This window comes from uncultured Arcobacter sp. (assembly GCF_937982575.1).
Taxonomy (GTDB): Bacteria; Campylobacterota; Campylobacteria; order Campylobacterales; family Arcobacteraceae; genus Arcobacter.
The window spans coordinates 323,041-347,004 of the sequence record NZ_CALJLR010000006.1 but is presented as its reverse complement, the minus strand read 5'-3'; the positions used below and the strand labels follow the sequence as shown (position 1 = coordinate 347,004).

The window sequence follows — 23,964 nt, the reverse complement described above, 5'->3', positions numbered from 1 at the left end:
CTGCAGGGTCCCCTTGTGGAAACGTAAGTCGTCGCCAACTCTTGAGTATTTTTAAAGCTTAGTTCTTTATAGATTTATTTCTATTCAGTGCTAAGCTTTTTTTTAGCCTTTTTTTTACAGAATCTTTCTTTTATTCTTTTTTCTCAGGTGTCAATATTATTCAATATTACCTGTATCAGGATTATTCCCTACGGTCAGGCATCACTATTAGTTATTCATTATATAAGCTCGCATAGCTCCAACGGTAGAGCAATTGCATGGTAAGCAAGAGGTTGCAGGTTCGATTCCCGCTGTGAGCACCACTCTTTTTTATCTATTTACCAATAACTATACCTAATCTAAATTTAAATGCATAACGCATTTTGAAGTTATCTTCTCTTTCCCCATATAAAGAGGGAACAATATCATAATAGAGCCATTTTCTTATATAGTGTTTATATGAGATATATGCATCATAGTTTTTAGTTTTAAAATTTGTTTGATTATCATTTGAAGATATTGATGTTACATAATTGAGGGTATTTTTACTTGAAAGTATATGTGTAAGTCTCAATGAGTTATATATATTATTATCACTTGCTTTTTTATTCCAATAATATTGATTTGTATTTATAAACCGTAATTGATTATTGATATGTTTTTTTAAAGAGAGTGTGGTACTATTTTCAAAATTGTTTTTGTTATTTAATTCAATTTTCTCTTGAGCAACAAAATTCCAACTATTTGTCAAATCAAATTCTTTACTAACACTACTATTGATAAAAACAAAAGAGTTTAATTTAACTCCAGCTTTTGTTCTTAAGTTATAGTATTTTTTATATTTATCATATTCTAATGCTAAACTACTTTTATCATCTTTATAAGGAACACTTTCATTGTTATCTTCATACTCTTTCCCAATTTTATTGTCATCATTTTCTATGACTAATTTTAGTTTCTCTTTAAGTTGTGGAAGTCTCACTTTTACATTAAAAGTAACTCCACTTGTGTTTCCTTTTGTTTGTGTATTGTTGTAGTATGTTTCTATATGAATGGAACTGTTTTCATATTTATATGAACTTTTTTCATCAGTAAGGGTTTCATCCAATACTTTTGAGTATTGATTGAGTTTGTCATAAGTATATTTAAGATAAGTTTCTGTTGAATTGAGCATTTTATTAACAATTGAAGTGTTTTCTTGAGAGTGTTCTTCTTTTTCATAATCATGAAAAGAATATAAAGTCAAAGGAAGCATAAGTGTTATTAGGATTCTGAATAGATATTTCATAACATCCTCCTTATAAAAATGATTCCATTATTTATCTTAATAATTCATAAATATAAAGATTATAAAATTATTTTAATTTAGAGGTATTATAAAAAAAGACATAAAAAAAGGGCCTCTATTTCTAGAGACCCTTTTAGGTAATAGTGAACTATTACAGTCTAGATTCGTATCTTCTAAGCATATACAATCTTTTAAGCATTTTTTTCTTAGCGTTAATTTTTTGTTTCTTTCTCTTTTCAGTCATAGGTTCAAAAAATCTTCTTGCTCTTGTTTCAGTAACGATTAGGTTTCTGTCACATTGCTTTTTAAATCTTCTATAAGCTTCGTCGAATGATTCGCTATCTTTAACTTTAATACCTGGCACTATAATCACCCACTTTCTTTTAAAATTTAGGGATGCATTATATTTAAATAATACTTAATTACAATTTAACTCTATTTTGATATAATCCCATAATTTAAGATATTTAGGAAAAACTTTGGATTTAACACACTTAGATGAAAATAATAGACCTAAAATGGTAGATGTGTCAGATAAAAAAGAGACAACAAGAGTTGCTATTGCAAGTGGGCAAATATCTATGTCAAAAGAGGCATATGATGCTATAATTACTAATAACACAAAAAAAGGTCCAGTTCTTCAAACTGCTGTTATTGCTTCAATTATGGGAGTTAAGAAAACAAGTGAGTTAATACCTATGTGTCATCCTTTGTTATTGAGTGGAATAAACTGTGATATTGAAGAGTTACCATCTTTACCTGGATTTAAATTAATTGTTACAGCAAAATTAAATGGACAAACTGGTGTTGAGATGGAAGCTTTAACTGGTACAAGTATTGGCTTACTTACAATTTACGATATGGTAAAAGCTATTGATAAATCAATGGTTATATCAAATGTACAGTTGGAGAGTAAATCAGGTGGTAAAAGTGGAGATTTTATTAGATGATAGATTTAAATAAGCATAAATTAGAATTAGATTATCCTTGTAGTTGGGTATATAAAGTTGTTGTTGTTGAAACTGTTAATATAAAAAAAGTTATTAAAGAAGTTATAACAGAACGAGAGCACAAGTTAGTAGAATCAAAGGTTAGTTCAAAGGGTAAATTTAAAAGTTATACTTTAGATTTAATAGTTCATAATGATGATGATAGAAAAACTATATATGAGCTTTTGGGTAATCACGATTCAGTAAAAATGGTTTTATAAAAGAAGAAAAAATGAATAGAAGAGAATTTTTAGAAAAAGCAAGAAATTTTGCAATTGGTTCAACTCTTTTACCAATTATTGGAAGTGCAAGTTCATTAATAATAGAAGATGAAGAGTTACTTACTCCAAAAGATATAATTTTTGCTAGTGAAAATCGTATTAATATCTCAAAAGATGTATTTTTAGATAAAAAGTTTCATGAATCTTTTTTAAATGTTCAGAAGAAACTTAACTATATCCAACGTTATGTGGGATATGGAAATTTTAATATTATATCATTTGATGAAGCAATAAATGTTTTAAGATATTCAAAAGACCAAACCATTTTTACAAGTGATGAGTTAGCTTTTATAGAATATATTTTTTATTATGAGCCTTCTTACCATGGGTTTTATGGTGAAAGAACAACTATAAATCTAAGCTCTAAAATAAATAAAAATGATATTGAAAAAATACCTTATACTGGCCATTATGTATTTAAGGGAAAACCAAAAGAGACATATTTAAAACTAAAAAAAGATATCGGTCCAACTATTTATTTAACTTCAGGTGTTAGATCTGTTGTGAAACAAATGAGACTATTCTTAGATAAGTTAAAATCAGTAGATATGAACTTATCAATGGCTTCAAGATCAATTGCTCCTCCTGCTTTTACATATCACTCAGTTGGGGACTTTGATGTTGGTAAAAAAGGTTTAGGTGCTGACAATTTTACAGAAAGATTTGCACATACTAGTGAATTTACAGAGATGAAAAGTTTAAAATATATTGATATGAGATATACAATTGGTAATAAGGATGGAGTAAGGTATGAACCTTGGCATGTTAAAGTTATTTAGATTTTTATTTATTTTTATATTATTACAAAATTTGCATGCAAATAGTAGTGACTTAAATTTCAAACTTATTAAAAAAGGTATTCAAGATGAGAATACTCTTTTAATAGTAGGTGGCATACAAGGTGATGAACCTGGTGGTTTTATGGCTGCATCTTTGATTGCTACGCATTATGAGATAACAAAAGGTTCTGTTTGGATTGTTCCAAATTTAAATTTTAATTCTATTATTCAAAGATCCCGTGGTCCCTTTGGAGATATGAATAGAAAGTTCGCATATATATCAGAAGAAGACCCTGATTATATTGATGTAAAAAGAATAAAAGAGTTGATTAAAAAACCAGAAGTTAAATTAATACTTAATTTGCATGATGGAAGTGGATATTTTAGAAATAAATATATAGATAAAGACCACTCTCCTTATAAATGGGGACAGAGTTCTATTATTGACCAATCAAGCCTAAATGTACCTGCATATGGAAATTTAGAAGAGATAGGGAAAAGAATTTGTAAAAAAGTAAATGAAAGTTTGATTAGAGAAGAGGATATTTATCATCTACATAACACTAAAACTAAACTTGGTGATAAGGAGATGGAAAAAACCTTAACTTATTATGCAATAAATAATGGTAAAGCAGCTTTTGGTAATGAAGCAAGTAAAGAGTTACCTGTGCATGAAAGAACTTATTATCATCTACTTGCTCTTGAAGAGTATATGAATATTATGGGGATTGAATTTAAAAGAAAGTTTGATTTAGAACCAATAGCCTTGAGAAATGTAATAGATAATGATATTTATATCTCATTTTATAATGATAAGATAAAACTTCCTTTGTCTGAAGTGAGAAGTTATATTGGCTATTTTCCAGTAAAAAAAGATGGAACAATTGATTTTAAACCAAGTAGTCCTGTAATGACAGTTATCAAAAATAGTAATTCAACATATGCAATACATTATGGAAATAGAAGACTATCAGTTTTAGAACCAGATTATTTAGAAGTTAGTGAAAAGAAAGAGAATATAAAATTCAAGATTGATGGAGAAGATAAAAATATAGAAATAGGTTCTTTGGTTGATGTAGGAAAAAGTTTTTATGTCTTTCCAAATGAGTATAGAGTAAATGTTATTGGATATGTAAATAAAAACTTTAGAAATGAATCGGGACTCAATATTGAAAAAGATGATATTATAAAAAGATTTTCTTTAGATAGAAAAGGTGAAATCTACAGAGTTGAGTTTTATAACAAGATTGATAATAAATTTGCTGGAATGGTATTGGTGAAGTTCTCAAAAAAGTTTTATGAGGAACTAGTTTCTAATGAAGTAGGAAAAGTTCCTCCTTCATTATAATTATAAATCTACTAGTTCTTTTTTTATTTTTTCTTGGTTGATTTTTTTTATGGCATTTTTGTGAAGTTCTTCAACTCTTTCTAACTCTTCATCAATTAACTCACAAATTTGCTCGAAGTCTTGACCCTCTTCTGATGCTACAAAAACTTTATACTCTTTTTTTGTGAATTTTCTTTTTAAAATCTCTTTTAACTCTTTTTCATCTTTTAATTCGCCAACAAGTTTTTCTATATTGCAAATTAGAGCCTTTTTAAAATTCATTTACGTTATTCCTTTATCCAATTATTTAAATTTGTTATGTCATCATATGAAGTCATATCTAACATTATAGGAGAAATTGAGATAAAATTTCCTTTGATGGCTTCAAAATCACAATCTAAATGTTCACTTCTCTCCCAAATCAAAGGATGAAGTCCAATCCAGTAGAACTCTTCACCTCTTGGATTTAGATGTCTATGAGTATCATTCCCATAAACTCTATATCCCGCTTTTGTTATTTTAATACCCTTGCACTCTTCTTCTTTTATTGGAGGTATATTTATATTTAGAAATCTTCTATTTTCTAAAGGGAATTTATTTTCTAATATTTTCTTAGCAATTTTTGCAATTGTTTTTTTTGCTAATACAAAATCTTTTTCACTAGTAATATCTTCACATCTATCATTACATACTTGTGAGATTGCAATTGCAGGAATACCTTGAAGTGTAGCTTCCATGGCTGCTGCTGCAGTTCCACTATAAGTAATATCTTCACCCATATTTGCACCAATATTTATACCACTAATTACTAAGTCAGGTTTGTATCCCTCTTTAAAAAGATTGTTCAAAGATATAAAAATACAATCAGTAGGACTTCCATCATCAATTTTATAATAATCATCATTTACATTAATCATTCTAAGTGGTCTATCAAGTGTCAAAGAGTGGCCACAAGCAGACTTATTTTTAGCAGGTGCAACAACTGTAATTTTTGCTATGGGGCTTAGTGCTTTTATTAAAGCTTTTATTCCAATTGCATCAAAGCCATCGTCATTTGTTATAAGGATATGTTTCATTGTGCTATAAATACTCCATCAAGTGATTTTACAAGACTTTCTATATTTGAGGTAACTTTAAACCCACTATCAAGCTCAATATCACCTAGTTTTGATTTTACCAATAGTTTTAACTCTCTTTTACCTTGATTATTTGCAATGATTTCAAAAAGATCATACATGATTCTATCATCATTTGTAAAGTTTACTGCAACTGTTATAGGTGGCTCTGCTATTGCTTTTTGTTTTGTTTTGATTTTTTCTTTTTTTGCTTCTTTTAAAGTCTCTATTTTTCGCAAATTGATTCTTGTAAATTGATCATCTTTTGTGATTCTTACTTTAAATGCTATAGGTTCATCTAAATTAAAATCTTCTTTCAACTCTTTTAATCTATCTTCAAAAAGCATAAGCTCTATATTTCCATGGAAGTCCATAAGGCTCAATATGGCAAATTTATTTCCCTTTTTAGAGATTCGTTCTGTTATGGTTTCAACTTTTCCTATGAACAGAGCCTCACTTCCATCTCCTAAATCTTCAATTTCAGAAGATAAGGTATAACTTATCTCATCAAGTTGTGCTCTATACTCATCAAGTGGATGTCCCGATACATAAAACCCTAAAGATTGTTTTTCTAATTCTAATAACTCTTTTAATTCATACTCTTCAAAAGTTTCAAGTTGCACTTCAATTTTAGTTAACTCTTGTGAATCTCCAAATAGTGATCCTGTTGCCATTTTTTTTGCAGCCATTGCTTTTCCAACAGTTTCATTTATAAGCTCAATTTGCTCTAAAATTGACCGTCTTGAATAGCCAAAAGTATCAAAGCCACCAGCTTTTGCTAGGGATTCAAATACTCGTTTATTCACTTTACTTCCATCAACTCTGGAAATAAAATCTGCAAAATCTACATAATTGCCATTTTCATTTCTCTCTTTTAAAATAGATTTAATTGCCACATCTCCAGCACCTTTTATGGCACCCATTCCAAACATTACAACTTCTTGACCATCAATCTTTTTAGCAGAAAATACAAGGTCTGATTTGTTTATATCAGGTGGGAAAAGGTCTAGTTTTAATCTTTTTACTTCATCTACATATTTTACAACTTTGTCTGTGTTATCTTTTTCCAAAGTTAAAAGTGCTGCCATAAACTCTGATGGATAATATTTTTTTAGATATGAAGTATAAAAAGTAACTAGGGCATATGCTGCTGAGTGAGATTTATTAAACCCATATCCAGCAAACTTTACAATAAGGTCGAATAGCTCTTCACAGTGAGTTTTTTGGAATCCTTTTTTAACTCCACCAATAGCAAACTCACCTTTTAGTCTATCCATCTCTTCTTTAATCTTTTTACCCATAGCCCGTCTAACTAAATCCGCACCACCAAGGCTAAAACCACCAATAGTTTGTACGATTTGCATAACTTGCTCTTGGTAAACAATAACCCCATAAGTAGTCTCTAAAATTGGACGTAAAGGTGCGTCAAATTCATCATAAAAGTAGTTTATTTGGGCTCGACCATGTTTTCTATCAATAAAGTCATCAAGCATCCCAGACTCCATTGGACCTGGTCTATAAAGTGCAAGTACGGCGATTATATCCTCAAAATTTGATGGTTTTAATCTTTTACATAAGTCTTGCATACCATCGGACTCTATTTGGAATAGCCCAATAGTATTTCCAGTTTGAATTAGGTCATAAACACCTTTATCATTTACATCAACAGTAAGAAAATCTACTCTTTTTCCATGTCTTTGTTCTATTAATTTATTTGCTTCTTCAATTACTGTTAAGGTTTTTAAACCCAAGAAGTCAAATTTGATTAAATCCACATCTTCTACATACTTTCCATTGTATTGGGTTGCAAGGGTTTCCATTCCTGAAGGTTTAAACAGAGGTGTTTTATTCCATAATGGTTCATTTGAAATAACAACACCAGCTGCATGTGTTCCTGCATTTCTATTTAGTCCTTCTAGGGCTAGGGCAAATTCCCAAACTCTTTTTGCTTGTGGGTTTGAATCACAAAGCTCTTTAATCTTTGGCTCTTTTTCATATGATGATGTTAAGTTTATTCCTAGTTCATCGGGAATAAGTTTTGCCATGGCATCTGCTTGAGAATATGGCATATCAAGAACTCTTGCAACATCTCTAATAACCCCTTTTGCAAGAAGTTTACCAAAAGTGATAATTTGAGCAACATTGGCTCTACCATATTTATCAATAACATAATCAAGAATCTCTTGACGTCTTGCTTGACAGAAATCCATATCGATATCTGGCATAGATATTCTTTCTGGGTTTAGAAATCTCTCAAAAAGTAAACCATAAGGAATAGGGTCAATATCTGTAATAGCAAGAGAAAAAGCAACTAAACTTCCAGCAGCAGATCCTCTTCCTGGACCAACTGGTATTCCCATTTGTTTTGCAACAATTACGAAGTCCCAAACAATAAGCATATATCCTGGGAATTTCATATTATTGATAATATCAATCTCTACTTGTAATCTATCTTTGTACTCTTGATGTCTCTCTTCTGGAACTATTTCAAGTCTTTTTTCTAAACCTTGCCAACACTCATGAATAAATAAAATCTTATCATTTTCTAGGGAGTATTCTTTTTCTGGTTCTGGTAGAGTTAAGCCTTGCTCTTGCGATTTTTCTCTAGTAAATTTGAAGTTTGGAGGAGTTGGATCACCTAGTTTTATCTCTAAATTACATTTATCAGCTATTTCTTGAGTAGCATAGATTGTTTCTGGGATATCTGCATATAATTTTGAGATTTGTTCTGATGATTTTAAATAAAACTCATGAACACTGTGTCTTAGTCTATTTGGATCATCATAAAGTTTATTCATGGCAATACACATGAATGCCTCATGTGCATCGGCATCTTTTTGTTTTAAATAGTGAGTATCATTTGTAGCAACAACTTTTATGCCAGTCTCTTTTGATATTTTTAAAATTTGGTCATCAATAAAATGTTGGTCTGAAATGCCATGTCTCATTATTTCCAAGTAAAAGTCATCTCCAAATATCTCTTTATATTCTAAAGCAATCTTTTTTGCTTCTTCATAACCTTTTGCACCATTTTTTACATTTCTTTCACTTTGTGTATTTAGATGCCAGTTTACTTCACCTTGCAAACAAGCAGCACTACATATAAGTCCTTCACTGTGCTCTTTTAATATCTTTTTATTTATTCTAGGATAGTAGTAAAATCCATGCATATATGCTTGGCTAGTCAAAAACATTAGGTTTTTGTATCCTGCATCATTTTTTGCATATAAACATAAGTGAAATCTTTTTCTATGGGACTTATCATCTAATTCTTCTGAATTATGAATATAAGCTTCCATCCCAATTATGGGTTTTATCCCTTCTGCTTTCATCGCTTTATAAAAGTCAATAGCACCAAACATATTACCATGGTCTGTCATGGCAACACTTTTCATTCCTAATTCTTTTATCTTTTTAGCTAAATCTTTTATTTTATTAGCACCATCTAAAAGTGAGTATTCTGTATGTAAGTGTAAGTGCGTAAATTCGGGTATTTGTGACATGTTAATTCTTTAATATTTTATATGGCGATTATAACAAAATCGCAATTAAGATATGATGGAAATATTTAATAAATTTTAATATTTAAAACTATTTTAAGAGAAAAACTTTGGTGCTTCTTTGTAGCCTAAATCAAAAATATCTTGAAGACCTTTAAAGGTAAACATTGGAGTTTGTCTAAGTAGTGGATGTGTTATATATAAATCACTATGTTGTATAGAGTAGTTTCCATTATTAAAGCGAGTTTGAAAGAGTCTTTTTTTTAGAGGCTTTAATAAATCAAATCTTTTTTTCTGATTTTTTTCTGATTTAGGCATTAAATCTATACATACTATTTTATAATCTTTGTTTTGCAATGGGCTAATTGGCATATTATCAAAAAGTCCACCATCAATTAGATATTTGTGGTCATAATGAATAGGCTTAAAAATAGGAATCAAGGCACTTGAGGCTAAACATAGAGGGTGAGTCTCCCCTTTGTTAAAATAGTAAATTTTTTTTGTTTTTGTATCATAAGCATTGACATGGACACTTTTAGGAATATCTTCAAGGTTTTTAATAGGCAAGATAGTATCTAAAAGATGATGCTCTTTATCAATACGAAGTAGACCATTTTTAAAGTAGTTAAATTTGAGTGTTTTTTTTATTTCATCACTTTTAAATATTTCTAGCTGTTTTCTAGCTTCTATACCACTTGCATGAGAACAAGATATTATAGCACCAATTGAGCTTCCTGAATAGGCTTTTATCTCTATGGTTTTATCTTCTAAATAGGCTAAAATTCCTAAGTGAAATGCACCACGAGCTGCCCCTCCACTTAAGCAAAGAGCTAAATTATCCATCTATTTTACCAAGTAATAATTTTAAAATCACCTTCATATGTCTCCACTACAGCTGTGCATGATTCAACCCAATCACCACAGTTTTTATATTCAATCCCATCAATATCTCTTTGTTCTGCTTTATGAATATGTCCACAAATAATACCATCATAACCTTTGTGTTTTGCATGGTCAGTTAGAACTTTTTCAAAATCATTTATAAAATTAACAGAACTCTTGACATTATCTTTTATATATTTAGATAGTGACCATTGAGAATTTATTTTAAAAGTTGTTCTTATTTTATGCAATATATGATTTACATAAAGTAAAAAGTCATATCCATAATCACCTAAAATGGCTAACCATTTTTTTGTCATAGTAATAGAATCAAAAAAATCACCATGGGTAATATAATATTTTTTTCCACTTATTGAAGTATATGTAAACTCATTTGATACTTCTAAATTATTTCCTAGCACAAGAGGAACAAAAGGCCTTAAAAACTCGTCATGGTTACCTGTGATTAAATATACGTTTGTACTCTTTCTTGCTTTTCTCAGGATTTTTTGTATTACATCAGAGTGTGATTGTGGCCATACAAATTTCCTTTTTATTGACCAGCCATCAATAATATCCCCCACCAAGAAGAGGTTTTCACTTTCATTCTCTTTTAAAAAATCAATAAGTTTTTCTGCTTGTGCAAACCTTGTGCCTAAATGTACATCTGATATAAATATTGTTTTGTATTTCATAGCTTGATTGTAATTGTAAATGATTACATTATGGCATCAATTTAAGTAATATTTTTGTAACCATCTAGAGATAAAATAGTTAGATGAGAAATACACAATTGGTTTTGTTTAGTGATACAGTTTATGATTTAAATGGCGTCTCTAGATTTTTAAATGATTTTGCAAAAATAGGTGAAAAGAGCAATTTTAGTATAATTACTTCTACGAAAAAGAGTGCTTTTTCTCAAAAAAAGAATATTTATAATATAAACCCATATTTTAAGATATCCATGCCTTTTTATAAAGAGTTGGATTTAGTATTTCCAAATCCATTTAAAATGGCAAAGCTCTTAAAACAGTTATCTCCAACACTAATTCACATCTCAACTCCAGGACCAGTTGGACTAATAGGTTCAATATTAGCAAAAATTTACAAGATACCAAAAGCAGGAATATATCATACTGATTTTCCTCAATATATCTACAAAAACAGTAACTCAAAATTTTTTAAATATATTTCTAAAACTTATCTACGGTTTTTTTATAGAGATTTTGAAGCTATATTTGTAAGAAGTGATGAGTATAAGAATATTATTATAAATGATTTAAAAATTCATGAAAAAAAAATCTTCACACTAAAAGCTGGCATTGATACAAAAAACTTTTCATCATCTTTTAGAAATACTGATATTTGGAATAATTATAGAATAAAAACAAGTACATTAAAGTTTTTGTATGTGGGAAGAGTTACAAAAGAGAAAAATATTAAGTTTTTGATTCAATTATTTAAAGAGATCTCTCTTTTATCAACAAATATTGATTTGATAATTGTTGGTAATGGAGAGTTTTTAAAATATAAAGATGAATTAAAAAAGAACAATATATATTTTTTAGGAGCAAAGGGAGGAGATGAATTATCTAAAATTTATGCAAGTTCTGATGTTTTTATTTTTCCCTCTACTACTGATACCTTAGGTCAAGTTGTTCTTGAGGCAATGTGTTCAGGTCTACCTGTTATTGTTACAAATGAGGGTGGACCAAAAGAGTTTGTAAAGCTAGCAAATAGTGGATTTATATTGGATATAAAAAATAAAGATATGTGGATAGAGGCTATTATGAAATTAAAAGAAGATAAAAACTTACAAAAAGAATATTCACAAAATGCAAATTCTTTTATGTTACATAATGATATAAAAAATAGTTTTGATGATTTCTGTTTAAAAAATAGGTTAATTTGCTCTAAAAGATAAGTCTTATTTACTATGCATTATAAAGTTTTTATTTGATTCCTTTGAAGCTAATAGTTCAACACATTTATCTATATATAGTTTATTTAATTTTGTAGGTTCTATTTTATTCATTTTTTCAAAAATTGCTTTACACTTATCAAACTCTGATATTTCATAATATTTAATCGCTTCAGCATAATCACTCTGTTTATCCTTAAACTTTTCATACTCTTTGTTTGTTAAAACCTCATAAAGTTTGATGGCACTACTTTTTCCTTTTACTACAACACTTGCTAGGTATTTGAGGTGGTACTTTTGGGTTAATTGATTCTTTGTGGATTCTGATATTATTAATTTAACTCCAAAGGTTTTTGTAAGACCTTCTATTCTTGAAGCTAGGTTTACATTATCTCCAATAATTGTATAATCACTTCTTCCTTTAGAACCCATCTCTCCTACAACTGCTAATCCCGTATGAATTCCTATACCAATCTCAATGATTATTTTAGAGTCTTTTTGAAGTTGATCATTAAGTTTTTCTAATTCTTCAAGTTGAGATAGTGCAGTTTGTAAAGCTTTATCTGCATGATTAGATACTTCACATGGGGCATTCCAATAAGCCATAATGGCATCACCAATAAACTTATCAATAGTTCCATGGTTTTTGGTAATACTCTCAGTCATTGGTTCAAAGTATCTATTTAGAAGTTCAATAAGTTTTTGAGGAGAGTCGAAATTTTCTGAAAGAGATGTAAATCCTCGTATATCACTAAAAAAGACAGTTAGTTCTTTCTCTTTTGCTTGAAAGTTATTATTTTCATTTGATAATAGGTCATTGGCAACTTCTAAAGAGACTTTTTTTGCAAACTTATCTTTTATAAACTCTTTTTGTTTTTGTTCTCTTTGGTAGTTAATATAAAAGGCACTTATTGTGGTAATTACTATGGAGATTAAAGGGTAAAAAAGATTTAAAACAAGTCCTTGTGAAAAGAGTAGATAGTAATAACTCATATATAAAATAGAGGATAAGATAAATACAACGACTAGTGTTAAAACTGAAGATAAGTATAATAAAATAAGACCTAAAATAAGAGTTAAAAATAGAATTATAAAAATATCAATAGCTTTTGCAAAGGGTGGTTCATATAGAAAATCACCCTTTAAAATATTGTCAATCATATTTGCATGAATTTCAACACCAGGCATAGCTAGGTCATACACTGTAGCTCTTAAATCAGCCAGTGTTGTAATGGAAGTTCCTATTAAAATAAATTTCCCACTCACATCTTTTGGGTCAAAATTACCATTTAGTACATCTAAAAAGGAGATATATTTAAAGCTGTTTTTTGCACCTCTGAAATTTATTCTCATAAATCCATTTTTATCTGTGGGTATTGCCATGTTTGAAAGTTTAACACCATGAATTGCATAGTTATCTTGAAGTATTTTTACTTCTTTTGTTTGACTTGCAATATTTATCATTTCAAAAACTAAGGATGGGTAAATCTTATCTTTATACTCTAACATCAAAGGCATTTTAGTCATTTTGCCACCATAATCATTGAAAGCATTAAAAAATCCTGATGAATAAGCACTCTCTTGTACGGGAGATATATTAGTAACTACGTTGTTAAATTTTAAAAGATGAGGTGAACTATTTGGTGTAAATTTTGTAATTGGATGTGGTTGTGAGTTTTTGGATAAATCTTTAGTAAAATAGTATCCCAAAACAGTTGGTGTTTGTGAAACAACAGCTGCTAAAAGTTCATCATTATCTCTAAATTCACCTTTTACACCTAAACTTTTTGCCATAAATGAGGGTGAACTTCTATCAAATTCGGAAAAAATTATATCAATACCAATTATTCCAGCTCCTGCATTTGTAAGGTTTGCTAAAACTTGTGCCATATAATCTCTACCAAAAGGCCATTGTCCTATTGCACTTATAGATTTTTCATCAATATCTATTATTACAACTTTTTGGCTTGTTGGAATATTACCTCTTATTTCAAAGAAAATCTCTCTAATTTTTTCATCAAAGTTGTTAGTTATTTTCTCAAAGTTTAAATAAGAAAAAATAAGTAGTAAGAAAATAGTGAAGAAAAATAGAATTTTTCGTTTAAAAAAAAGTTTCATTACTTATGATATAATAATTGAACTAAATTATATTTGAGGGGAAGAAATATGAAAAAAATAATAATCTGTTTATCATCTGTTTTTTTATTTACATTATATGCAGATAGTGTTGTAAGTAGTGGTGAAGTCTATATAAATGGAGAAAAAGCTACTAAAAACAGTGTTGTAAAATTGGGTGATTTTATTAAAACTGGTAAAAATTCAAAAGTAAAATTTAATATAGGAAAAGATGCCTTTTTGGCAAAAGGTGATGCAAAATTTTCAATTAATGAAAAAGCTGGTGTAAAAAGTCTAAATATAGTCACAGGTGGAGTTTTAGCTGTTTTTGAAAAGGGTGGGAACCATGAAGTAAAAACAGAAAATATGACAGCGGGGATTAGGGGAACTGGTGTTTATTTAGAGCAAAAAGAGGGTAAAGCATACTTCTGTACTTGTTATGGAGAGACTGAACTATCTACTCAAAAAGAGCATAAAACATATACTGCACATCACCATAATATGGTTTGGGTAAAGGATGATGGAAGTGTCAAACCAGCAAAATTAAAAGAAGGTCATACAGATGATGACCTTAGAGAACTTGAAGCTATGGTAGGAAGAGTTCCTGATTTTGACAAATAATTTATAAAAGATACTAGCAGTTCTTTGCTAGTATTGCTTCTTTTACTACTTCGTATTTTTCTTGCCCTTTTAAAATCTTAACAATTTCCAAAGCAAAAGCCATAGCAGTTGCAGGTCCTCTTGATGTTAACACTTTACCATCAATTACTACATCTTGATTTTGAATATAATTGTGCTCATTTATTTTTTCTTCAAACCCTGGGTAGCAGGTATAGTTTTTATTTAAAACTCCTGCTTTATAAAGAGCATAGGGTGCTGCGCATATTGCAGCGATATTTTTATTGTTTTCTTTGAACTTTTTAAGAATTTTTTGTAAAAGCTCATCTTGGGCTAAATTAAAAGCATTTGGCAGTCCACCAGGCAGTGCTATCATATCAAAATCTTTTTCCTCAATATTACATAATAATATATCTGCTTTTATTGATATTTGGTGGGCACCTTTTACTTCTATGTTTTCTATAGATGCAACAGTTACTTCAATATCTGCACGGCGACAAATATCAATTATACTTACAGTTTCAATCTCTTCAAAACCATTTGAAATAGGTATTAAAAGTTTTGCCATAGTGAAATCCTTTTTGTTATTATTCTAACATATTTCTTAGCTTGAAGTGAAATTCTTTGATAAACAAAGAGAGATATAAACTTCATTTATTAATATTAGCTTAAATAATATGTGCAAAGAGAGAAAATACCAACTATTTAACTGCATATCAAGTACATATAAGTAAAGTTTAAATAAAATTTATCAATTATGAAAAAGGGGTAATACATGCTTAAGCTATTGAGAAACTCTAGTCTGATACTTTTATCAACACTTACACTTTTAACTGCTGGGAATAACAATTCACCAGAAGATGCAGGAGTTAAAAAAGCTGATAAGAAAGTTCAAATTACGAAACAACATTTAAAGATTGCAGAAGATATGCAAGTAAATGTTACAACACAAAATTCTTTAGAAGCTACAATTTCTTCTCTTGCAACACAAATGATGCAAAACAACAAAATGCATACTAGTAAATCTGTTTTAATCACATCTTTTGTTAGACTTGATAACTTTAAAAAGACTACTGAGTTTGGAAGAGTTATTAGTGAAAGTTTAATAAATGAATTATCAAACAGAGGTTTTAATATTATTGAATTTAGAGGACAACTTGGTGTTTCTGTAAATGCACAAGGTGAGTATTTCATTACAAGAAATGTAAGTAAAATGAAAGAAAATGTTCAAAATAGTTTTATTGTTGTGGGAACGTATTCAAGACAATATGGAAAAATAATGTTAAATGCTAGAGTAATTGATAATGCAAATGGACAAATCATTACAAGTGCTAGATCTACTTATGAGCATGGTTTAAGAAATGATTGTGTTATTTTCAAGGATTGTAAACCTCCTAGAACAATAAAAATAATGTCAGAATAATAATAGTTTATGAAACCCAAAGTTTTAAAAAAAGAGATGTTTAAACTTCTTTTAACATCTCTTTTACTTCCTCTACTTTTTACTTCATGTGTTTATAAAGACATTGATGGAGCAAATAACTTTCAAGCAATGCTAAGAGCATTAGTCGAAAAATCTTATGCTAAATTTGATCAAAATATTTTTAAAGATGAGACTGTTTTAGTATCAGACTTTGTTAATCTAGATAGATTGCAAAATCATTCTAAATTAGGCTTTTTATTATCAGACTCTTTAAAAAACTCTTTACTTAATAGAAATATACTAGTTAGAGAGGTTGAACTTGGTAATGACTTTAGAATTGGGGAACATGGGTTTAATCTATTAACTAGAAACTCAAATAGAATAAATAACCAAGTTATCAATGAAAACTTTGCAGTTGTTGGAACATATAGTGTTACAACAAAAAGATTAATAGTATTTATAAAACTTATAAATATAAGAACTGGCACAATATTAAGCTCTTCAAGTGCTTCTACACGAATAGATGAAGAGATACTTGATTTAGAGAGAACACCTGACGTAAGAACTACTTACGCACCTTTAGTTTTATAAGAAGTCTTGAATTAAAAATTGAGGGCTTATATCTCCTCTAAACTCATTTTTATTTACTGATATTATCATATCAATAAAATCTTTATTTATATTATTGCTATAAAATTTTATAGCTTCAAATTCAAAGCCATCTGAGTTTAGAAAAAGCTTTAGATGGTTTTTTTCTCTACCAAAAAGTTCAGACTTTATGATTTTTGCATTTGTTATTTTAAAGATAGGTTTGTGGTTTTCTAATCCATATGGCTCAAAGCTCTCTATTATTTGCATAAACTCTAAATCAACACTTGAAATATCAAGTTCTCCTAAGGTAATGGGTTCAATATATAGCTCTTTTGATGTATTTGACACAACATTATTCATAATAGTTTTAAACTCTTCTAAATACTTTACTTCCATATTTATTCCAGCGGCATTTTTATGTCCACCAAAACCCAATAAAAGATGCTGTGCTTTAGAAATGATTGTATGTAGATTGATATCTGCATTTGCCCTTGCACTTCCTTTTGCAATTCCATCTTTTATTGAGAAGATAAAGGCTGGTCTTTTAAAAGCATGTGATAGTTTTGAAGCAACTATACCAATAACTCCCTCATGCCAGTTTTCACCCCACACAACTATCGCTTTGTCGTTTATATCAATTTCATACTTTGCTTTTAGGGATATCTCTTCTTGGATACTCTTTCTTCTATTGTTTAGCTCTTCTAAAAGCTCTAGGGACTCATTTGCCTCTTCGATGGTATTTGAAAGAAGAAAAGATAATGCAATTGAAGCATCTTCCATTCTTCCAGCACTATTTATTTTTGGAGCTATTATAAATCCTATATCATCAGATACAAAAGAGTTTTTTCTCATGATATTTCGTAAGTGGGATATGGCAACTCTTTTTGAAGTCTCTATTTTTTTTAAACCATTTCTTACCATAGTATAATTTAGGCTTGTCATTGGCATCATATCAGCTATTATTGCAATACATAAGAGGTCTAAAAAATCACTCATATTGATATTTAGATTTAACTCTTTTTTTATAGCCGCACAAAAATACCAAGCTACTTGAGCTCCGCATATATCTTTAAATGGGAAATTACACTCTTGTTGTTTGGGATTTATGATGGCATATGCATTTGGGATATTTTCTCCAACTGTATGGTGGTCTGTAATTATTACATCAATATTTTTCTTATTTAAAGTCTCAGTTGCCTCACATGCAGAGATTCCATTATCTACTGTGATTACTACACCTTCATTTATAAGATCACAAATCTTTGTTGATAAGCCATATCCATGTTCAAATCTATTTGGAATAATATAATCAACTTCATAGCCAATTTTATTAAAAAAATCTACCATTATTGATGTTGAAACAACCCCATCAACATCATAGTCTCCTACAATAGTTATCTTTTCATTGTCAAGTATGGCTTTTTTTACACGTTTAGTTGCTTTATCTATATCTTTAAAGTTTGTTGGAGGGGGAATATCTGCAAGCTTAGAGTAGCTACTCTTTTCGTGTCTTGCAGATAAAAGGTCAAAAAGTTTTTGTTTTGTGACTTTAGACATTACTTTATTTTAGTAGCTTGTCTTACAAAATCAGTAATTATAGGATTTGGTGTTTCCAAATGAGATGTAAACTCTGGGTGAAACTGAACACCAACAAACCATGGGTGATCTTTTATCTCAACTGCTTCAATAAGTCCATCTGATTCACCAGAAACAATCATTCCTGCTTCTTCTAATTTTTGTTTATAGGCAGGGTTTGCTTCATATCTATGTCTATGTCTTTCAAAATATGTTTCATTGTTTCCATATGCAGCTTTTAATTTTGTTCCAGCTTTTGGATTAAATGGATATTCTCCAAGTCTCATTGTTCCACCCATTGGTGATTTATGAGTTCTAAGTTGTTTATTTCCCGATTGATCCATAAATTCATCAATTAAATATATAGCTGGATTAGCAGTCTTATCATCAAACTCTATTGAGTTTGCATCTTCGATTCCAAGTACATTTCTACAATATTCTACAATAGAGAGTTGCATACCTAAACAAATCCCTAAAAATGGAATATTATTTACTCTTGCATACTCAATTGCTTTTAACTTACCTTCAACACCTCTATTTCCAAAACCACCAGCAACTAATATTGCATCTGAGTTTCCAATTATGTCGTAAGCTCCAACATCTTCAATTCTTTCACTATCACACCAGTTAATATTAACCTTAGTATTTAAGTGAGCTCCTGCATGAATCAATGATTCTGTTAAAGATTTGTAAGACTCTTTTAGTTCTAAGTATTTACCAACAAAAGCGATTGTAATCTCATCTTGAGGAAGAATAATATGTTTTACAAGAGTTTCCCATTTTTCCATATTTGGTTTGATTTTGATATTAAAGTGTTCTGAAAGTGGAGTTAAAATTCCCTCTTTTAAGAAGTTCATTGGCACTTGATAAATAGATTGAGCATCACCTGCTTCTATTACTGCATTATTATTAATATCACAAGACATTGCAAGCTTTTTCTTTAACTCTTTAGGCAATGGTCTTTCACTTCTACAAACAAGCATATGAGGAGTAATACCAATTCTTCTTAACTCTTGAACACTGTGTTGAGTAGGCTTTGTTTTAAGTTCACCTGCTGCTGCTATATAAGGAACTAGTGTTACATGAATATTCATAGTTCTATCTTTATCTAATTCATGTCTAATTTCTCTAATTGATTCCATAAAAGGTAGCCCTTCAATATCTCCAACTGTTCCACCAAGCTCTACTATTAAAAACTCATGGCCTTCTGCTGCATCAAAGATTCTTGCTTTTATTTCATCAACTACGTGAGGGATTACTTGGATAGTCTTTCCTAAGTATCCACCTTCTCTTTCTCTTTTGATTACTGATTGATAAACTTGACCAGTAGTAAAACTATTTTTTGCACCAAGAGTTACATCAATAAATCTTTCGTAGTTTCCTAAATCTAAATCTGTTTCAGCACCATCTGCTGTTACGAATACTTCTCCATGTTCTAGTGGACTCATTGTTCCTGGGTCAACGTTTAAATATGGGTCGATTTTTAACATGGTTACTTTGTAACCTGATTGTTTTAAAATAGTGGCAATAGAGGCAGAAGTTATCCCTTTTCCTAAGGAACTCAAGACTCCACCCGTAACAAATATAAATTTAGTCATTAGTGATACTCCGTAAAAAATAGTAGTTATTATAGCCGCGATTATAGCTAAGGTTTTGTTAAGAGGGGTTTAATTTTTTAGAAGATTTTTGTAAGTGTAAATATTTAAATTCACACTTACAAGTAGTAGTATTATTTAAGTTTATCGCTTCTAGGGTAGATAAATATAGCTTTTCTAAATACTTGAATTCTTTCAGGTTCATCAACTGCATAAGCTCTGATGGTCACTGGAATTGGTGTATCTTTATCAGCATTATCAACCAATCTTTTTGATGTTTCTAAAATAACAACTTTTTTTGCAAGTTTTCCCGCACTTAGATTAAATGGGCTAAATCTTTTTATATATATATCTTTATGGTCAATTATTTCTAAGTTATATTTATGTCTTTTTGAATCTGTATTTTGAAATAAGAATAAGAAGTTATTTGAAACTACTCCATCATCTTTAATTTTATAAAGTTGTGTAGTCTTATTTACATTTAATAGCATGTACTCTTTTTTACCACCCATTACAAATAAAAGTCCAACTATCACAAGTAATGCAACACTGTACATAATAGTTGATTTTCTAATTACTTTTGTAGGAATATTGTTTTTTATTTTATTTGTACTTGTCCATTGAACAAGTGACTCTTTCCCAAGTTTACCCATAACAGTAGTACATGCATCAACACACTCTAAACAGTTGATACACTCTAACTGTAAACCTTTTCTAATATCAATATGTGTAGGACACACAGTGACACATGATTCACAGGTTGTACACTCATTTGCTGAATCTGGTAAATCTTTTGCTTTAAAAATGATTTTTTCTTTTTTATCATTATAAATATCTCCACCTCTATTTGTAGAGTAGATTGCTTGGAGAGTATTATCATCATATAAAACTGATTGAACTCTTGAATATGGACATATGTATACACAAAAATCTTCTTTTAGTTTTACAACATCATAGATTAAAAATGCAGCAATTGATAAAACAATTCCTATTAAAAACATGTGCTCCGTAGGGTCTTGTAAATATGCAAAGAAATCTTCTGGTGGAACAAAATACCACATAAAGTCAGCAGCAGCAACTAAAGATAAAATAGACCACAAAATAATACCTACAACTTTTTTACTTGCGTTTTCGGCTTTTGAATAATCAGGTTCTTTTTGTTTGTTTTTGATTCTTCTTAATTTTAATAAAGTTGATTCAATCAAATCTCTATAAACAACTCTAAAGATAGTTTGAGGACATGCCCATCCACACCAAGCTCTACCACCAATAGCAGTAACAGCAAAAATACCTAAAAATAACAACATTAATAAAAAGGGCATCATATAAAGTTCTTGCATATCAAATGCAATCCCCATTAGGTGTAGTTGTTTTTTATCAAATGATAATAAAAAGATGTGATTACCATTTATTCTAATAAATGGTATTACCAAAGCCATAATTGTAACAATTAAATAAACATAATACCTATTAAATCTATAAGGTCTTTTTTTAGGAAGTTGGACAGTATCGGAAGCCATTTTTTGCCTTTCATAAGGTGAACTTATACTATTTCACCTTTGTTTTTTGAATTATAGAAGATAAGAACTTACAAATAGCATAAAAAATTGATAAGCTCAGCTTATGATTCTATGCTTGAGAGTTTATTATAAGCATCTATTTTTTTACTTACTTGTTCTATGATAGGAGTAAAATCAAAATTATCTATTTCATTTAGTTTTGGATAAGAAATTATTTTTTCTTCAAATTCTGAGACTATTTTATCTAAGTTTTCGTTATAGTTTATTGTAGGAATGTTTAAATTTGAAATAAATTCCATATTATACTCTTTGTCTTGTCTTAAAAGTAAAATAGGATTGTTCCCACAAGCAATAGATTCAAAGCAACTTTGAAGTGATGTTGTTAATAAAAACTTTGAATTTGATATGGTATTTACATACTCTTCATCTGTAAATAGCATATTAAAATATGCAGCAAGTTTTGATTCATTACCTAAAAAGAAGTAGTGCCCTAATAGTAAATTAAGTTCTTGTTTTGAACTATTATTTGTAAGTTCAAGTAACTTGTTTTCGTAATCATCATCGCCAAAGAAAAAAGTCTTTTCTAATTTTGGACTTTCATTTTTTACAAAAAGAGAAGTATCTATAATAAAATCTGGAATATCATCTCCTATTTTATAAAGTAATGAGCAGAAATCTTTCATATGAGTTTCCATAAATTTTGTTGTCTCATCTGAATCAAAGATTAAGATATCGCCTCTTTTCATCATATTTGGAAGGTTCGTTAAAACATCAACGCTTACATATTTTTTAATACCTAGCTCTTCTTTAGCATAAACACCAGCTCTAAAATCGCAAGTACATAATATAGGATCAAACTCTTTTAATATTGAGGCAACTGCTGCACATCTTCTTGTTGCTTCAAGACCAATGTTATGACCACTTTTTGCATAAATATAAACTTGCATTATTTATTTTTCCTTTTGCTGTGATGAGATTAGAATTATGATAAAACTCTTGATTTTTTGGGATTGTACAATGTTTTAGTTAAAGTTTACTATAAATTATTTACTGATTTATTGAAATAAAAGAGTTTGTATATTTAATATTTATATTTTAATTTTATTAGATTATTTTAAAAATAAGACAATTTTCCTTCTGTTTTAGCTATTAATTAGATAAAATAATTTTATACAACCTTTCTAAAGGATATCTGTAATGGAAAGTATTATTGCCTTAGAAGCACTTATTAAAGAAAATGAAGCAAAAATAGCTTTACATAAACAACAAATTAAAAACCATGAAGCAGGTATTAATAAACTTTCTCGTGTATCTTTTGCTTCAGCAGAAAATTCTTTAGAAGTATCAACCGAACTTGTGGAAAAATATAAAAAAATGCTATCCCAACTTCTAACGATGGATGAAAAAGAACTTGAAGAGAAAGAAAGACTAATTTTTCTTGCTGAAAGAAAGAAATATTTTGATGCACAACCTTCCAGAATAAAGCTAAATATAGAACAAAGTAATGACAAAAAATTAGAGGTATTGAGAATCATAGAAGAGTTACCTACTGATATTAAATTTGATGATAAAGAACTATTTGAAATAGCAACAAAATCAATAGAGATGTCTCTTTCAGACCTAAATGATATTAGTAGTAAATTAGCAGATATAAGAAGTGAGTTTAATGCAATAAAAAAGCATATAGATGAAGAAGATTTACAAGAAATAGCAACTATTGATTTTCTTCTTCCCATTGTTGTCCTTCATTTTTATATATTAAGTTCAAATATAATACAAAATATAAATGAAGCAAATGAAAAAGTTTTACAAAAAAAAGAAATGATATTAAAAGGAAAAACTGTAAAACTTGCGGAGATAAAAAAGTCTTTAGAACTCAATGAAAAACTATTAAAAGAAAAACAATCAGAAGAAAAGAGTGATAAAGAAGAGATAAAAAATATAGAATCCATTATAAAAAGTCTCAATAATGAATTTAATAAAATAAATGAGATATTTATCCCCGAAGTAAAAACAAAAACTTTTTCAGGCTTCCCCAAATATCAAGATTGGTGGATAAGAGAGCTATGGGTAAGTCATCAAGCATATTTTGCTTTATTTAAATGGAAAGAAATTATTAGTAAATTATGCATAACAACAGAACAAAAAAAGGCTTGGAGTATAATCTTTGATAGATGGGTTTTTATAAAAAAACTCCTTAATGATAAAGGAAAACTTGCCTATGATTACCATTTTGCCTTTGATTCACTATTGAGTACTTATGCAGAAGTTGAAGAAGAATTGGATATAAAAAATATAGAGTCTATGGAAGTTATTATAAATGAAATAACTAAAAAAGAAGATTTCACAAAAAACGTTGGATTTCATAGTGTAAATACTGCATATTTAAAATTTAAAATGGAAAAACAAAAAGCTAAAGATAATACAAGTGATGAAAGTATGTTGTTTTAGATAAAAATGAGGCTA

At 29.2% G+C, this 23,964-nt stretch carries 22 protein-coding genes and 1 tRNA gene; 10 read left to right on the top strand and 13 right to left on the bottom strand.

Going from position 1 to position 23,964, the window contains the following annotated elements:
• Positions 1–226 precede the first annotated feature (226 nt).
• Positions 227–302 (top strand) — tRNA-Thr (locus Q0617_RS06790).
• Positions 303–313: 11 nt separating this feature from the next.
• On the opposite strand, the gene Q0617_RS06785 is transcribed toward Q0617_RS06790, so the two are convergent.
• Positions 314–1,267 (bottom strand): hypothetical protein, encoded by a 954-nt coding sequence (locus Q0617_RS06785; RefSeq protein ID WP_298751777.1) that lies wholly within the window; start codon positions 1,265–1,267, stop codon positions 314–316.
• 151 nt (positions 1,268–1,418) lie between these two features.
• The gene (gene rpsU, locus Q0617_RS06780; RefSeq protein WP_013136837.1) at positions 1,419–1,631 is read right to left on the bottom strand and encodes a 30S ribosomal protein S21; all 213 of its coding nucleotides are present in this window, start codon (positions 1,629–1,631) and stop codon (positions 1,419–1,421) included.
• Positions 1,632–1,746: 115 nt separating this feature from the next.
• Between rpsU and moaC the strand changes: the two genes are divergently transcribed.
• Genes moaC through Q0617_RS06760 form a run of 4 tightly spaced genes read left to right on the top strand, consistent with a single transcriptional unit; the run spans position 1,747 to position 4,664 of the window.
• Positions 1,747–2,217: a cyclic pyranopterin monophosphate synthase MoaC gene (gene moaC / locus Q0617_RS06775; RefSeq protein WP_298751775.1), complete on the top strand. Its 471-nt coding sequence runs from the start codon at positions 1,747–1,749 to the stop codon at positions 2,215–2,217.
• Positions 2,214–2,477, top strand: a complete 264-nt coding sequence (locus tag Q0617_RS06770; protein ID WP_298751774.1) for a DUF493 domain-containing protein — start codon at positions 2,214–2,216, stop codon at positions 2,475–2,477. Before moaC ends, Q0617_RS06770 begins: the two co-directional genes overlap by 4 nt.
• Positions 2,478–2,488: 11 nt before the next feature.
• Positions 2,489–3,316 carry a M15 family metallopeptidase gene (locus Q0617_RS06765; protein WP_298751772.1) on the top strand — a complete coding sequence of 276 codons (828 nt, stop codon included), beginning with the start codon at positions 2,489–2,491 and terminating at the stop codon, positions 3,314–3,316.
• On the top strand, positions 3,300–4,664 hold the full coding sequence (locus Q0617_RS06760) for a M99 family carboxypeptidase catalytic domain-containing protein (RefSeq protein ID WP_298751771.1): 1,365 nt from the start codon (positions 3,300–3,302) through the stop codon (positions 4,662–4,664). The genes Q0617_RS06765 and Q0617_RS06760 overlap by 17 nt, the downstream gene beginning before the upstream one ends.
• Here the strand turns inward: Q0617_RS06760 and Q0617_RS06755 are convergent, their stop codons facing one another.
• From Q0617_RS06755 to Q0617_RS06735, 5 genes are all read right to left on the bottom strand, one after another.
• On the bottom strand, positions 4,665–4,925 hold the full coding sequence (locus tag Q0617_RS06755; protein ID WP_298751770.1) for a hypothetical protein: 261 nt from the start codon (positions 4,923–4,925) through the stop codon (positions 4,665–4,667).
• A 5-nt stretch (positions 4,926–4,930) separates the two neighbouring features.
• Positions 4,931–5,719 carry a 5'/3'-nucleotidase SurE gene (gene surE, locus Q0617_RS06750; RefSeq protein WP_298751769.1) on the bottom strand — a complete coding sequence of 263 codons (789 nt, stop codon included), beginning with the start codon at positions 5,717–5,719 and terminating at the stop codon, positions 4,931–4,933.
• A complete protein-coding gene (gene dnaE / locus Q0617_RS06745; protein WP_298751768.1) occupies positions 5,716–9,261 on the bottom strand; it encodes a DNA polymerase III subunit alpha in 3,546 nt (1,181 codons plus the stop codon). The genes surE and dnaE overlap by 4 nt, the downstream gene beginning before the upstream one ends.
• 93 nt (positions 9,262–9,354) lie before the next feature.
• Positions 9,355–10,101: a patatin-like phospholipase family protein gene (locus Q0617_RS06740; protein WP_298751767.1), complete on the bottom strand. Its 747-nt coding sequence runs from the start codon at positions 10,099–10,101 to the stop codon at positions 9,355–9,357.
• A gap of 5 nt (positions 10,102–10,106) precedes the next feature.
• Entirely contained in the window at positions 10,107–10,835 is a 729-nt protein-coding gene (locus tag Q0617_RS06735) for a UDP-2,3-diacylglucosamine diphosphatase (protein WP_298751766.1), read from the bottom strand.
• An 83-nt stretch (positions 10,836–10,918) separates the two neighbouring features.
• Here Q0617_RS06735 and Q0617_RS06730 point away from each other — a divergent pair, with 83 nt between their 5' ends.
• On the top strand, positions 10,919–12,064 hold the full coding sequence (locus tag Q0617_RS06730; RefSeq protein WP_298751765.1) for a glycosyltransferase: 1,146 nt from the start codon (positions 10,919–10,921) through the stop codon (positions 12,062–12,064).
• 3 nt (positions 12,065–12,067) lie between these two features.
• Here Q0617_RS06730 and Q0617_RS06725 read toward each other — a convergent pair whose 3' ends face one another.
• Positions 12,068–14,179, bottom strand: a complete 2,112-nt coding sequence (locus tag Q0617_RS06725) for an adenylate/guanylate cyclase domain-containing protein (RefSeq protein WP_298751763.1) — start codon at positions 14,177–14,179, stop codon at positions 12,068–12,070.
• 48 nt (positions 14,180–14,227) lie between these two features.
• Here Q0617_RS06725 and Q0617_RS06720 point away from each other — a divergent pair, with 48 nt between their 5' ends.
• Positions 14,228–14,797: a hypothetical protein gene (locus tag Q0617_RS06720; RefSeq protein WP_298751762.1), complete on the top strand. Its 570-nt coding sequence runs from the start codon at positions 14,228–14,230 to the stop codon at positions 14,795–14,797.
• A 13-nt stretch (positions 14,798–14,810) separates the two neighbouring features.
• On the opposite strand, the gene Q0617_RS06715 is transcribed toward Q0617_RS06720, so the two are convergent.
• Positions 14,811–15,362 (bottom strand): DJ-1 family glyoxalase III, encoded by a 552-nt coding sequence (locus Q0617_RS06715; RefSeq protein WP_298751761.1) that lies wholly within the window; start codon positions 15,360–15,362, stop codon positions 14,811–14,813.
• Between the two features lie 207 nt (positions 15,363–15,569).
• On the opposite strand from Q0617_RS06715, the gene Q0617_RS06710 reads away from it, so the two are divergent.
• Together Q0617_RS06710 and Q0617_RS06705 are read left to right on the top strand one after the other, a co-directional pair.
• Complete coding sequence (locus Q0617_RS06710) at positions 15,570–16,217, top strand: FlgO family outer membrane protein (RefSeq protein ID WP_298751760.1); 648 nt, start codon at positions 15,570–15,572, stop codon at positions 16,215–16,217.
• A 9-nt stretch (positions 16,218–16,226) separates the two neighbouring features.
• Positions 16,227–16,808, top strand: a complete 582-nt coding sequence (locus Q0617_RS06705) for a FlgO family outer membrane protein (RefSeq protein ID WP_298751758.1) — start codon at positions 16,227–16,229, stop codon at positions 16,806–16,808.
• Here the strand turns inward: Q0617_RS06705 and recJ are convergent.
• The 4 genes from recJ to Q0617_RS06685 all read right to left on the bottom strand — a co-directional run bounded on the left by recJ (position 16,803) and on the right by Q0617_RS06685 (position 22,445).
• Entirely contained in the window at positions 16,803–18,365 is a 1,563-nt protein-coding gene (recJ, locus tag Q0617_RS06700; RefSeq protein WP_298751756.1) for a single-stranded-DNA-specific exonuclease RecJ, read from the bottom strand. The genes Q0617_RS06705 and recJ overlap by 6 nt on opposite strands.
• On the bottom strand, positions 18,365–19,981 hold the full coding sequence (locus Q0617_RS06695; RefSeq protein WP_298751754.1) for a CTP synthase: 1,617 nt from the start codon (positions 19,979–19,981) through the stop codon (positions 18,365–18,367). The genes recJ and Q0617_RS06695 overlap by 1 nt, the downstream gene beginning before the upstream one ends.
• A gap of 131 nt (positions 19,982–20,112) precedes the next feature.
• Positions 20,113–21,498 carry a cytochrome c oxidase accessory protein CcoG gene (gene ccoG / locus Q0617_RS06690; protein ID WP_298751753.1) on the bottom strand — a complete coding sequence of 462 codons (1,386 nt, stop codon included), beginning with the start codon at positions 21,496–21,498 and terminating at the stop codon, positions 20,113–20,115.
• 101 nt (positions 21,499–21,599) lie between these two features.
• Positions 21,600–22,445: a hypothetical protein gene (locus Q0617_RS06685; protein WP_298751752.1), complete on the bottom strand. Its 846-nt coding sequence runs from the start codon at positions 22,443–22,445 to the stop codon at positions 21,600–21,602.
• A gap of 250 nt (positions 22,446–22,695) precedes the next feature.
• Between Q0617_RS06685 and Q0617_RS06680 the strand changes: the two genes are divergently transcribed.
• On the top strand, positions 22,696–23,949 hold the full coding sequence (locus tag Q0617_RS06680; protein WP_298751751.1) for a hypothetical protein: 1,254 nt from the start codon (positions 22,696–22,698) through the stop codon (positions 23,947–23,949).
• Positions 23,950–23,964: the final 15 nt, after the last annotated feature.